Annotated in this window: 5 protein-coding genes and 3 rRNA genes; 6 read left to right on the top strand and 2 right to left on the bottom strand. The window is 65.1% G+C overall.

What is annotated here, in order from left to right; translation table 11 throughout:
• Positions 1–113 precede the first annotated feature (113 nt).
• Positions 114–1316 carry an ATP-binding protein gene (locus NDAS_RS25875; RefSeq protein WP_013156219.1) on the top strand — a complete coding sequence of 401 codons (1203 nt, stop codon included), beginning with the start codon at positions 114–116 and terminating at the stop codon, positions 1314–1316.
• Positions 1317–1474: 158 nt separating this feature from the next.
• Positions 1475–2146, top strand: a complete 672-nt coding sequence (locus NDAS_RS25880) for a response regulator (RefSeq protein ID WP_013156220.1) — start codon at positions 1475–1477, stop codon at positions 2144–2146.
• A 184-nt stretch (positions 2147–2330) separates the two neighbouring features.
• Here NDAS_RS25880 and NDAS_RS25885 read toward each other — a convergent pair whose 3' ends face one another.
• The gene (locus NDAS_RS25885; protein WP_013156221.1) at positions 2331–3260 is read right to left on the bottom strand and encodes a nucleoside hydrolase; all 930 of its coding nucleotides are present in this window, start codon (positions 3258–3260) and stop codon (positions 2331–2333) included.
• Positions 3261–3427: 167 nt separating this feature from the next.
• Between NDAS_RS25885 and pcrA the strand changes: the two genes are divergently transcribed.
• The 4 genes from pcrA to rrf all read left to right on the top strand — a co-directional run bounded on the left by pcrA (position 3428) and on the right by rrf (position 11476).
• The gene (pcrA, locus tag NDAS_RS25890; protein WP_013156222.1) at positions 3428–5773 is read left to right on the top strand and encodes a DNA helicase PcrA; all 2346 of its coding nucleotides are present in this window, start codon (positions 3428–3430) and stop codon (positions 5771–5773) included.
• A 527-nt stretch (positions 5774–6300) separates the two neighbouring features.
• Positions 6301–7833, top strand: a 16S ribosomal RNA gene (locus NDAS_RS25895).
• Positions 7834–8161: 328 nt separating this feature from the next.
• A 23S ribosomal RNA gene (locus NDAS_RS25900) occupies positions 8162–11257 on the top strand.
• 103 nt (positions 11258–11360) lie between these two features.
• Positions 11361–11476: ribosomal RNA gene (gene rrf / locus NDAS_RS25905) — 5S ribosomal RNA — on the top strand.
• Together the 16S, 23S and 5S rRNA genes form the textbook arrangement of a ribosomal RNA operon.
• A 996-nt stretch (positions 11477–12472) precedes the next feature.
• On the opposite strand, the gene NDAS_RS25910 is transcribed toward rrf, so the two are convergent.
• Positions 12473–12781: a hypothetical protein gene (locus NDAS_RS25910; RefSeq protein WP_013156224.1), complete on the bottom strand. Its 309-nt coding sequence runs from the start codon at positions 12779–12781 to the stop codon at positions 12473–12475.
• Positions 12782–13518 lie beyond the last annotated feature (737 nt).

The following is a 13518-nucleotide window of genomic DNA, read 5'->3' on the forward strand; positions in this document are numbered from 1 at the left end:
CGCCCCCGATGCCCGGTCCGCACCGAAGGGGGCATCCTGGACAGCACAGGACCCACGAACGCGGCGGGCGCGTACATCCTCCCCGCCGCACGGACGAAAGCGGTGATCGGGCGGTGGCAGCAACGGCCGCGGACACCCCGCGGCTCACCCGCGCGGTCAGGGGCAGGCTCCTCGGCGGCGTCGCCGCCGGGCTCGCACGCCACCTGGGCCTGGACCCGGTGGTGGTCCGCCTCGCCTTCATGGCGCTGTCCGTGGGCGGCATCGGCATCGCCGTCTACGCCGCCCTGTACTTCTTCGTGCCCAGCGACTCCTCGGAGGAGGAGGCCGCCGAGCCCGAGAGCCGACGCAAGGGCCGCGACCTCTCCCAGCTCATCGCCTACGTCGGACTCGCCGCCGGACTCGGCCTGCTCTTCCTGCTCTTCGGCGGCGTCTTCGACCCGCTGCTGTGGTTCGTGGTCTTCGGCACCCTCGGCGGCATCATCCTCTGGCAGCAGGCCAACCCGTCCCAGCGCGACCAGTGGATGACCAGCACCGTCAGCCGCTCCTCACCCAAGGGCATCATGCGCGCGGGCGCGGGCGTGCTGCTCGTCGTCGTCGGCGCCATCGGCTTCCTCGTCTTCCAGGAACAGCTCCAGAACGCCCGCGCCGGCCTGACCTTCGCCTTCACCGTGCTCGCGGGCATCGCGCTCATCGTGGCCCCCTGGATCATCGGGCTGATCCGCGAACGCGACCAGGAGCGCCGCGAGCGCATCCGCAACGCCGAGCGCGCCGAACTCGCCGCCCACATCCACGACTCCGTCCTGCACACCCTGACCCTCATCCAGCGCCGGGCCGAGGACCCCCGCGAGGTGCAGCGCCTCGCCCGCGTCCAGGAGCGCGCCCTGCGCAGCTGGCTCTACCAGCGGCCCGCCGACGCCGACACCACCGTCTCGCCCGCGCTCGAACGCGTCGCCGCCGAGGTCGAGGAGGAGCACGGGGTCCCCATCGAAGTGGTGTGCGTGGGCGACTGCCCCATGGACGACGCGCTGGCCGCCATGCTCCGCGCCGCCCGCGAGGCCATGGTCAACGCCTCCAAGTACGCCGGGACGGACAGCATCTCGGTGTTCGGCGAGGTCGACCAGGAGGAGGTGCTGGTGTTCGTCCGCGACCGCGGCGCCGGATTCGACATGGACGCCGTCCCCGAGGACCGCATGGGCGTGCGCGGCTCCATCCTGGGCCGGATGGACCGCCACGGCGGCTCCGCGCGCATCCGCACCGGCCCCGGCGAGGGCACCGAGGTGCAGCTGCGCATGCCGCGCGTCCCCGACCTGTTGTGACCCCCGGACCGGGAGCCCGGCGCGGGTGGTCCCGATCGCCGGCCCCGCCGCCGGAGGGACCGCCGAGACGACCGCCGCCGGGATCGGAGGGCGGCCGGAAGCGGACAGCCCCCGACGCCGGTGTCCCCGTCCGCCCCGACGTGGGTAGAGTCCACGGTGTGGCAGACGAGAACACGACCTTCAGTAGCGGAGACGCGGTCCCCCGCGTCGTGATCGTGGACGACCACCGGCTGTTCCGCAGCGGTGTGCGCGGTGAGCTCGGCGACGCCGTGAACGTGGTCGGCGAGGCCGGCGACGTCGACAGCGCCGTCCACGTCATCGGGGAGAAGCAGCCCGACCTCGTCCTGCTGGACGTCCACCTGCCCGGGGGCGGCGGCGTGGAGGTGCTGCGCCGCGTGCTGGCCCAGCACCCCCAGATCCGCTTCCTGGCCCTGTCGGTCTCCGACGCCGCCGAGGACGTCATCGGCGTGGTGCGCGGCGGCGCCCGCGGCTACGTCACCAAGACCATCTCCGGCAGGGAGTTGGCCGACGCCATCGTGCGCGTGGCCGACGGCGACGCGGTCTTCTCCCCGCGCCTGGCCGGGTTCGTGCTGGACGCCTTCTCCGCGACCGACGCCCCGCCGGTGGACCCCGAGCTGGACCGGCTCACCCAGCGCGAGCGCGAGGTCCTGCGCCACATCGCGCGCGGCTACGCCTACAAGGAGGTGGCCAAGGAGCTGTTCATCTCCGTCAAGACCGTGGAGACGCACGTGTCGTCGGTGCTGCGCAAGCTCCAGCTGTCCAACCGCCACGAGCTGAGCCGCTGGGCCACCGCCCGCAGGCTGGTCTGAGCCCGGCGCGGGACGCCGCGTCCCCCCCGGGCGCGGCCCGTCCGGGGCGGGTAGCCGGGGACCGGCGGGCGCGGACCGCGGGGCACGGCGAAGCAGGGGCCCCGGGGACCCCCCTTATCCATGGGACCACCGTCCGGGGGCGCGCCGCCACCCCCTCCCGCGACCTGTGGACAACCCCGGCCGCTCAGCGCAGCGAGTCGAGCATCCGCCCCAGGAACTCGGCCTCGGCCACGCCCGTGACCACCCGCGCGGGGCGGCGCTCGTCGTCCCGCGGGCGCGGGCGCAGGTCCGCCACGGTCATCCCCCGCGTCAGCGTTCCCGTCAGCTCCACCTGCACCGGGGCCTCGAAGGACTCCGTCACCAGGTGCGGGTCCACCAGCACCGCCGCGGCCAGCGGGTCGTGCATCGCGCACTGGCGGACCCCGAAGATCCCCGAGTAGAAGTCGGCGTAGAAGTCCAGGAACGCCGACGTGCGCTCGGCGCGCTCGCCCGCGACCGTCGCCAGCTCCGCCAGCCACTCGGTGGTGGCCACCGTCTTCATGGTGATGTCCAGCGCCACCAGGTCCAGGTCGAACCCGGCCGCGAACACCGCCTCCGCCGCCTCGGGGTCGTTGCTGATGTTGGCCTCGGCGTGTGAGGACACGTTGCCCGCCACGCGCACCGCACCGCCCATCACCACCAGGCGCCGCACCAGCCTCGGCAGCTCCGGCTCCAGGGCCAGCGCGATCGCCAGGTTCGTCAGCGGCCCCACGGCCAGCACGTCGATCCCGCCCGGGTTCTCCCGGACCAGGCGCACCAGCAGCCCGGCCGCCGTCTCTGACACCGGCCGACCCGCGGGCTCGGGCAGCTCCACGTCCCCCAGTCCGTTGCCTCCGTGCACGTGCGCGGCCAGCTTCGGCGGCTGCACCAGCGGACGCGCGGCGCCCACCGCCACCGGGACGTCCGGGCGGCCGTACAGCTCCAGCAGCCGCAGCGCGTTGTCGGCCGTGACGTCCACGCTGTTGTTGCCGAAGACCGCCCCGACGCCGACGATCTCCACCTCGGGCCGAGCGGCCAGGTAGGCGAGCGCGACGGCGTCGTCGATCCCCGGGTCGCAGTCGACGAACACACGCATGCTCAAGGAAACTCCCTCTCAGAACACGAGGGCCCCCGACCGGAGGCCCCTACCGAAACAGGGTAAGACGCCGGTCAGGGAGCTTTTGCCCGACAAAACGGGCCTGTGGGGGGCTGTCCCTGCGCACGGGGGCGGCAGCGTCACCGGACGGCCGTAACCTGGATGCCGTGTCCTCCCAAGAACAGCTTCTCGAAGGTCTGAACGGTCCCCAGCGCGACGCCGTCACCCACAGCGGCTCCCCGCTCCTGATCGTGGCGGGTGCCGGGTCCGGCAAGACCCGGGTCCTCACCCACCGCATCGCCCACCTCATGGCCGCGCGCGGTGTCCGCCCGGGTGAGATCCTCGCCATCACCTTCACCAACAAGGCCGCCGCCGAGATGCGCGAGCGCATCCAGGCGCTGCTGGGCGTGCGCGCCGCCAACAGCATGTGGACCATGACCTTCCACTCCGCGTGCGTGCGCATCCTGCGCAGGGAGGCAGCCAGGCTCGGCTACCCGAGCAGCTTCACCATCTACGACTCCGCCGACTCCGCGCGCCTGATGCAGCTGGTGTGCAAGGAGATGGACCTGGACCCCAAGCGGTTCCCGCCCAAGTCCTTCTCCGCCCAGGTCTCCAACCTCAAGAACGAGCTGGTCGACTACGACACGTTCGCCGGACAGGCCCAGACCGAGCAGGAGAAGAAGCTCGCCGAGGCCTACCAGCTCTACCAGCGCCGCCTGCACGAGGCGGGCGCGATGGACTTCGACGACCTGATCATGGTCACCGTCAACCTGTTCCAGATGTTCCCGGACGTCGCCGAGTACTACCGGCGCCGCTTCCGGCACGTCATGGTCGACGAGTACCAGGACACCAACCACGCCCAGTACGTGTTCATCCGCGAACTGGTCGGCGTGGCCGAGGGCTCCGACACCAGCGTGGTGCCGCCCGCTGAGCTGTGCGTGGTCGGCGACGCCGACCAGTCCATCTACGCGTTCCGCGGCGCCACCATCCGCAACATCCTGGAGTTCGAGCGCGACTTCCCCGACGCGCGCACCATCCTCCTGGAGCAGAACTACCGCTCCACCCAGACCATCCTGTCCGCGGCCAACGCGGTCATCGACCGCAACGAGGGCCGCCCGGCCAAGAACCTGTGGTCGGAGCAGGGCGACGGACCGGCCATCGTCGGCTACGTCGCCGACAACGAGCACGACGAGGCCGCCTTCGTGGTCGGCGAGATCGACAAGCTCACCGACGACGGAACCCTCACCCCGAGCCAGGTCGCGGTGTTCTACCGGACCAACGCCCAGTCCCGCGTGTTCGAGGACGTGTTCATCCGCACCGGGCTGCCCTACAAGATCGTCGGCGGCGTGCGCTTCTACGAGCGCAAGGAGATCCGCGACGTCCTCGCCTACCTGCGGGTCCTGGCCAATCCCGAGGACACCGTCAGCCTGCGGCGCATCCTCAACGTGCCCAAGCGGGGGATCGGCGCCCGCGCGGAGGAGTCGATCGAGCTGTTCGCCGCCCGCGAGCGCATCTCCTTCTCCCGGGCGCTGCGCCGGGTGGAGGAGATCCCCGGGATGGCCGCCCGCTCGGTCAAGGCGGTGCTCAACTTCACCGCCCTGCTGGAGGAGCTGGAGCAGACCGTGCCCGAGGGCACGCCCGCGGAGATCGTCGAGGCGGTGCTGAGCAAGACCGGGTACCTGTCCGAACTGGCCGAGTCCAAGGACCTCCAGGACGAGAGCCGGGTGGAGAACCTGGAGGAGTTCGTCGACGTCGCCCGCGAGTTCGAGCACACCTTCGCCGCCCTCCTGGAGGAGGAGCCCACGGAGGACGGGGAGGAGGCCGCCGGGGCCGTCGATCCGGGGGCGCCGACCCTGGTCGACTTCCTGGAGCGGATCTCCCTGGTCGCCGACACCGACCAGATCCCCGACGAGGACGACGAGGGCGGCGTGGTCACGCTGATGACCCTGCACGCGGCCAAGGGGCTGGAGTTCCCCGCGGTCTTCCTCACCGGGATGGAGGACGGGGTGTTCCCGCACACCCGCACGCTCGGCGACAAGACGCAGCTGGAGGAGGAGCGCCGTCTGGCCTACGTGGGCCTGACCCGCGCGCAGCGCCTGCTGTACGTCAGCCGCGCCGCCGTGCGCAGCGCCTGGGGGACCCCCTCCTACAACCCCGCCTCCCGCTTCCTGGACGAGATCCCCTCGTCCCTGGTCGACTGGCGCCGCGCCGAGTCCACCCTGGCCGCCCCGCCCAGCCGCAGCATCGGCGGCCGGGGCTCCGGGGGCTTCGGCGGCGGGGGCGGTTTCAGCGGCACCTTCGGCGGCGGCTCACGGTCGCGCGGGGGAGCGAAGGCGGCCAAGGAGGCGCCCGCGCTCAGTGTGGGGGACCTGGTCAACCACGACTCCTTCGGCATGGGCCGGGTGCAGCTGGTGGAGGGGACCGGGGACAGGACCAAGGCCCGCATCGACTTCGGCGCGGACATCGGCGAGAAGGACTTCCTGGTCAAGTACGCGCCGATCGAGAAGCTCTGAGGCCGGGATTCGGCGAACGTGTCCCGAGCACTCCGGGCCGGGGGTAGAGTTGGGGAAGACCGAGCGAGACGGACGCGGTTCCCGCGGCCGGGCCGGTCGACCCCTTCCTCCGAATCACCGTTCCGAGCACTGCTTCGGTGCGGGTAGGCTCGGAGGGCGCTTCCAGGGAAACACGGAAGCGAAACAGGAAACGGGCTTTACCCCGATCAGAAACACCCCGAACCGCCGATTTGGCGGGGCGCGGAACACCTGATAAAGTAAAGACACAACAAAGCGGAAACGCACAACGCCTTCGGCGGAAAAGCTCACAGCAGCTTGTAAGCGAAGAGCGGTTGTTTCTTGAGAACTCAACAGCGCGTGTTTGATTTTCTTTAAGCCATGTTTGTTTTGGCCCCGTCACACAGAACCACTCGGTTCGTGTGCGGAGGTTCCTTTGATTAGCCGGGGTGACCCGGTTGGTCAGGATTACTTCTAGGTTTACCCGCCCAGACGGCTCCTTCGGGGGACGCGGGTCGGGTTGAGTGACCTTTATGGAGAGTTTGATCCTGGCTCAGGACGAACGCTGGCGGCGTGCTTAACACATGCAAGTCGAGCGGTAAGGCCCTTCGGGGTACACGAGCGGCGAACGGGTGAGTAACACGTGAGCAACCTGCCCCTGACTCTGGGATAAGCGGTGGAAACGCCGTCTAATACCGGATACGACCCGCCACCTCATGGTGGAGGGTGGAAAGTTTTTCGGTCAGGGATGGGCTCGCGGCCTATCAGCTTGTTGGTGGGGTAACGGCCTACCAAGGCGATTACGGGTAGCCGGCCTGAGAGGGCGACCGGCCACACTGGGACTGAGACACGGCCCAGACTCCTGCGGGAGGCAGCAGTGGGGAATATTGCGCAATGGGCGAAAGCCTGACGCAGCGACGCCGCGTGGGGGATGACGGCCTTCGGGTTGTAAACCTCTTTTACCACCAACGCAGGCTTCCAGTTCTCTGGAGGTTGACGGTAGGTGGGGAATAAGGACCGGCTAACTACGTGCCAGCAGCCGCGGTAATACGTAGGGTCCGAGCGTTGTCCGGAATTATTGGGCGTAAAGAGCTCGTAGGCGGCGTGTCGCGTCTGCTGTGAAAGACCGGGGCTTAACTCCGGTTCTGCAGTGGATACGGGCATGCTAGAGGTAGGTAGGGGAGACTGGAATTCCTGGTGTAGCGGTGAAATGCGCAGATATCAGGAGGAACACCGGTGGCGAAGGCGGGTCTCTGGGCCTTACCTGACGCTGAGGAGCGAAAGCATGGGGAGCGAACAGGATTAGATACCCTGGTAGTCCATGCCGTAAACGTTGGGCGCTAGGTGTGGGGACTTTCCACGGTTTCCGCGCCGTAGCTAACGCATTAAGCGCCCCGCCTGGGGAGTACGGCCGCAAGGCTAAAACTCAAAGGAATTGACGGGGGCCCGCACAAGCGGCGGAGCATGTTGCTTAATTCGACGCAACGCGAAGAACCTTACCAAGGTTTGACATCACCCGTGGACTCGCAGAGATGTGAGGTCATTTAGTTGGCGGGTGACAGGTGGTGCATGGCTGTCGTCAGCTCGTGTCGTGAGATGTTGGGTTAAGTCCCGCAACGAGCGCAACCCTTGTTCCATGTTGCCAGCACGTAATGGTGGGGACTCATGGGAGACTGCCGGGGTCAACTCGGAGGAAGGTGGGGATGACGTCAAGTCATCATGCCCCTTATGTCTTGGGCTGCAAACATGCTACAATGGCCGGTACAATGGGCGTGCGATACCGTAAGGTGGAGCGAATCCCTAAAAGCCGGTCTCAGTTCGGATTGGGGTCTGCAACTCGACCCCATGAAGGTGGAGTCGCTAGTAATCGCGGATCAGCAACGCCGCGGTGAATACGTTCCCGGGCCTTGTACACACCGCCCGTCACGTCATGAAAGTCGGCAACACCCGAAACTTGCGGCCTAACCCCTTGTGGGAGGGAGTGAGTGAAGGTGGGGCTGGCGATTGGGACGAAGTCGTAACAAGGTAGCCGTACCGGAAGGTGCGGCTGGATCACCTCCTTTCTAAGGAGTCTTTACAGGTCGGCATTACTTCTACAGCCGGCCGGACTCGAAAGTGGACCCGGCATCCTTCGGGGTGTTTGGGAGTGGCTGAAGATAGATCGAACTTGACCTCGGGCGACTAGAAGCGTCCGGGGGCGCGCTGTTGGGTGTCTGAGGAAGCAACCTCCGGCCTGGGTCCTTTGGGGTCTGGTCGGGTGTTGGTTCCCGCGGACCGCCTCCGAGAACTCTCGGGTCCTTGCCGTTGTGGTTGGGGATGTGAGTGGTGTTGGGGTATGCGGTTGGTGTTTTGATTTGTGAATAGTGTGCGCGAGCATCTTATTATCTGTAGTGGCCAAGTGATAGTGGCACACGGTGGATGCCTTGGCACCAGGCGCCGATGAAGGACGTGGGAGGCCGCGATAGGCCACGGGGAGCTGTCAACCGAGCTGTGATCCGTGGGTGTCCGAATGGGGAAACCTAGCCCGAGTTGTGTCGGGTTGCCGCCATCTGAATGTATAGGGTGGTTGGTGGTGACGCGGGGAAGTGAAACATCTCAGTACCCGCAGGAAGAGTAAACAACAGTGATTCTCCTAGTAGTGGTGAGCGAACGGGGAAGAGGCTAAACCGTAGGCGTGTGATAGACGGCAGTCGTTGCGTTTGCGGGGTTGTGGGACATATCTGTTCAGGTCTGCCGGCCTGGAGCGTTGATGTCGGTGTTAGTTGAAACCGTTGGGAAGCGGTACCGGAGTGGGTGAGAGTCCCGTAGATGAAGGTACCGGCTAGACGTTGATGTGTTCCCGAGTAGCGCGGAGCCCGTGAAAGTCCGTGTGAATCTGGCAGGACCACCTGCTAAGCCAAAATACGTCCTGGTGACCGATAGTGCACTAGTACCGTGAGGGAAAGGTGAAAAGTGCCCCGGTGAGGGGTCGTGAAATAGTACCTGAAACCGTGTGCTGTCAAGCCGTCAGAGCTGAAGCTTGTCTTTGGTGATGGCGTGCCTTTTGAAGAATGAGCCTGCGAGTCATGGTGTGTGGCGAGGTTAACCCGGGTGGGGTAGCCGTAGGGAAACCGAGTCTGAATAGGGCGATTTGAGTCGCATGCTGTGGACCCGAAGCGGAGTGATCTACCCATGTCCAGGGTGAAGCGGGGGTAAGACCTCGTGGAGGCCCGAACCCACCAGGGTTGAAAACCTGGGGGATGAGGTGTGGGTAGGGGTGAAAGGCCAATCAAACTCCGTGATAGCTGGTTCTCCCCGAAATGCATTTAGGTGCAGCGTCGCGTGTTTCTTGCTGGAGGTAGAGCTACTGTTTGGCTGATGGGCCCGACAAGGTTACTGACGTCAGACAAACTCCGAATGCCGGTTAAGTGAAGCGTGGCAGTGAGACTGCGGGGGATAAGCTTCGTAGTCGAGAGGGAAACAGCCCAGATCATCAGCTAAGGCCCCTAAGCGTGTGCTAAGTGGGAAAGGTTGTGGAGTTGCTGAGACAACCAGGAGGTTGGCTTAGAAGCAGCCATCCTTTAAAGAGTGCGTAATAGCTCACTGGTCAAGTGGTTCTGCGCCGATAATGTAGCGGGGCTAAAGCACACCGCCGAAGCTGTGAAGCTCAAGACTAGTTTCTTGGGTTGGTAGGGGAGCGTCGTGCGTCCGGTGAAGCTGCCGAGTGATCGTGTGGTGGAGGGCGTGCGAGTGAGAATGCAGGCATGAGTAGCGATAGCAACGTGAGAAACGTTGCCGCCGATTGACTAAGGGTTCCTGGGGCAGGTTAATCCGCCCAGGGTGAGTCTGGACCTAAGGCGAGGCCGACAGGCGTAGTCGATGGATAACGGGTTGATATTCCCGTACCCGTGCACGAGCGTCCAGTACTGAATCAGGTGATGCTAACCACGCTGGTGGTCTTGGGTCCCTTCGGGGAGCTTTGACTTACTGGTCTGGGAACCGAGCTTGTAGTAGGTAAGTGATGGGGTGACGCAGGAGGGTAGCTCTACCCGGCGGTGGTTGTCCGGGGGTAAGCGTGTAGGCTGAGAGGTTGGCAAATCCGCCTCTTATATGAGCTGAGACGTGATGCCGAGCCGTTTTTGGTGAAGTGAGTGATCCCATGCTGTCGAGAAAAGCCTCTAGCGAGTTCGTGTGTGGCCAGTACCCTAAACCGACGCAGGTGGTCAGGTAGAGAATACCGAGGCGTTCGGGTGAACCATGGTTAAGGAACTCGGCAAATTGTCCCCGTAACTTTGGGAGAAGGGGAGCCCTGTCTGGTGACGGATCTTGCATCCTGAGCTGGGTGGGGTCGCAGATAGCGGGGGGAAGCGACTGTTTATTAAAAACACAGGTCCGTGCGAAGTCGTAAGACGCTGTATACGGACTGACGCCTGCCCGGTGCTGGAACGTTAAGAGGACTGGTTAGTGGGGGTTCGCCCCTGCGAAGCTGGGAATCTAAGCGCCAGTAAACGGCGGTGGTAACTATAACCATCCTAAGGTAGCGAAATTCCTTGTCGGGTAAGTTCCGACCTGCACGAATGGCGTAACGACTTCCCCACTGTCTCAACCATGGGCCCGGTGAAATTGCACTACGAGTAAAGATGCTCGTTTCGCGCAGCAGGACGGAAAGACCCCGGGACCTTCACTATAGCTTGACATTGGTGTTTGGGATGGTTTGTGTAGGATAGGTGGGAGCCGGTGAAGCTGTCACGCTAGTGGCGGTGGAGGCGTTGGTGAAATACCACTCTGACTGTTTCGGGCATCTAACTTTGGACCGTGATCCGGTTCGGGGACAGTGTCTGGTGGGTAGTTTAACTGGGGCGGTTGCCTCCCAAAGAGTAACGGAGGCGCCCAAAGGTTCCCTCAGCCTGGTTGGTAATCAGGTGTTGAGTGTAAGTGCACAAGGGAGCTTGACTGTGAGACGGACGTGTCGAGCAGGAGCGAAAGCTGGGACTAGTGATCCGGCACCGGCGTGTGGAAGCGGTGTCGCTCAACGGCTAAAAGGTACCCCGGGGATAACAGGCTGATCTTCCCCAAGAGTCCATATCGACGGGATGGTTTGGCACCTCGATGTCGGCTCGTCGCATCCTGGGGCTGGAGTTGGTCCCAAGGGTTGGGCTGTTCGCCCATTAAAGCGGCACGCGAGCTGGGTTTAGAACGTCGTGAGACAGTTCGGTCCCTATCCGCTGTGCGCGTTGGAGACTTGAGAAGGGCTGTCCCTAGTACGAGAGGACCGGGACGGACGAACCTCTGGTGTGCCAGTTGTCCTGCCAAGGGCATGGCTGGTTGGCTACGTTCGGGAGGGATAACCGCTGAAAGCATCTAAGCGGGAAGCTTGCTTCGAGATGAGGTCTCCTGCCTCCTTGAGGGGGTAAGGCTCCCTATAGACGATGGGGTTGATAGGCCGGGTGTGGAAGCCTTGTGAGGGGTGGAGCTGACCGGTACTAATAGGCCGAGGGCTTGTCCGCTGCAGATAATTGGATGTTCGCGCACACTTTTCACGGAGCTTGCTGCTCACTGTGATTCCCTGTCCTTTGGGGTGGGTGGAGTTGGGTGGGTGGTGTGTGGTTTCCGTGGTGGTTATTGCTGGAGGGTCACACCCGGTCTCTTTCCGAACCCGGTCGTTAAGTCTCTTTGCGCTGATGGTACTGCCCTGTGGTGGGGTGGGAGAGTAGGTCGCTGCCACGGTTTTTCGTTGAGGGGGGTCGCCTGTGGGCGGCCCCCCTTTGTTTTTGTGTGGGGGTGGGGTGCCTGTAAGGCGGCCTGTCCCTCTTTTTTGTGGTGGTGTTTGTGCGTTTGTGAACGCGGGGGTGGGCGTGTGGGGGTGCGGGTTCCTGGGTGGGCCCCCTGTTTCCAGTCAACCGGGTGCGGGGGTGGCGGTGCCAGAGCGTCCCGCGTCCTGTGGACAACCCACACCAGTAGTCCCCCCCGCTGGGAGACGCACGGACTGACACTGCGCCCCAGGAGGCGGGGCATGGCACGTTTCCGCTACCGGGACCACGGGTCAGGACGGGGAGCGGACTCTCGTCACGGCGCAGACGGCCGCAGGGCGTGCTCGTCCTCCGCGCCGGCCCCGACAACAGGCACGACAGGGAGCGCAAGCCGGAGGCGCGAGTCACGGAGGCCCCTTCTCGGCGCACGCTGAACACCGCGGTCACGGCCTCGTCGTGCGCCTGGGGGTGAGAGGGGCGGGGGACCCGCGTCGGGGACAGCCTCTGGTCAGTCCTCGTCGGCTTCCGGAATGTCGATGAGCTGCCGCAGCAGCGCAAAGAAGTCTTCTTCGCTCATCGCCGACCAGTCCACGTACTCGTTCATGGTCTGCGATTTTCCCCAACCCGGGGCTGATAAGCCTGTGTTCGCCGTATTGGTTCGGGAAGTCTCGGTTAACGAGGCGTTAGCGCAGGTGGACGGCTTGGTCCCCGAAGGCTTGGGATTCCCGCCGGATCGCCCGAAGGACCTACCGGATCACACTCACGACCTCAGCCGAAAGAAACCGAAACTGTCCCCGACCGCTCCCACCGCGGGGCGGACAGGACGTACGGGACGCCGGGACGCGACGCGGGAACGGCGCGACGCGGGAACGGTCGGCCGTCCGGCAGCACGTTCGACACCACGTCAGCCGGGCGTTCGCCCCGGCTCCGCTCTCCACTTCCGGCGGTGCCTCGGAACACCCCCGACAGGGCCTCAGACGCGCTGCTGGAGCGCTCCCCGGCAATCGGGGCACCGGCACCGCTTGTTGTACCCGGTGACGGTCCCGTGCGGCAGGGAGGGGTCGCGCTGCTCGGTGAGCGTGAAGTCGAGCTGGTCGCCGAAGGCCGTGAGGATGCGGCCGGTCGAGAAGACCTGGGCCGGGCTGACGTCGAGTTCGGCCGCGGCCTCGTCGATGTGCTTCCCCATCCGGAGTTTCGCGATGAGACGGGAGCGCGTGCTCGGCGGCATCTCCGCCTCCGCGTTCGCGATCAGCTGCTCGGCGTCGTCAATGGGGTAGCTCATGGGTTTCCTCTATGTGTATGGTTACGCCCGCCGAAGCAGGCACCTCAAGCATCGTACGCGGTTTCTCCACGCTGGCATCAAGGTGAGACATACAGGACAGGAGTAAGCAGGCGGCTCTCCCGTCCCTGAAGTCACTGCTCCCTGGAGTCACCGCGGCCGCGGCTCTCAGGCCACCGCTCCGCTGAGGACACCGGGTCCGCCGGATCGCGGCCCTGGGCCAGGCGGACAGATCCGGGCGCCAGCGGTCACGGCCTGCCCCGAATTTTCGGCCGTGTTCTGGGAACCCGAATCTCGCGAAGGTCCCGGGAACCGGCGGCTGGTGTGATTCCTGGTGCGCTTGCCTGGTGCGCTTGTTATTACTGGTATCCCTGTTGTTCCCGTTGCTCCTGTTTCTCAAGTGCCCGGGCAAACATCCTTACATCCCCTCCTTCAGCTTTCCACGTCTTTTCCGTCACTCGTCTTCGCCCCCACCCCTGTTCTGCTCACGCCTTCGCCGCCACTTCCCGTTCCGTTTCCTTCCCCAGCTCCGCACCCCTGTCACCCCCCGGGACCTCGTCCGCCTTCGACACCGCTTCACCCTCCCGCCAATCCCCCTCCGGGGCTCCCCCGGTCCCGGCCCTCATGACGAAAGACGGGTTTGCCGTTCCACCGCCCGGGTTTTCGCCCTCCGTAATGCATCGAATCGGCAGCTGTTTTCTAGAAACTCATTGCTAGATGCTAGGTGGCGTGTTTCGCTG

It is taken from the genome of Nocardiopsis dassonvillei subsp. dassonvillei DSM 43111 (assembly GCF_000092985.1).
Lineage (GTDB): Bacteria > Actinomycetota > Actinomycetes > Streptosporangiales > Streptosporangiaceae > Nocardiopsis > Nocardiopsis dassonvillei.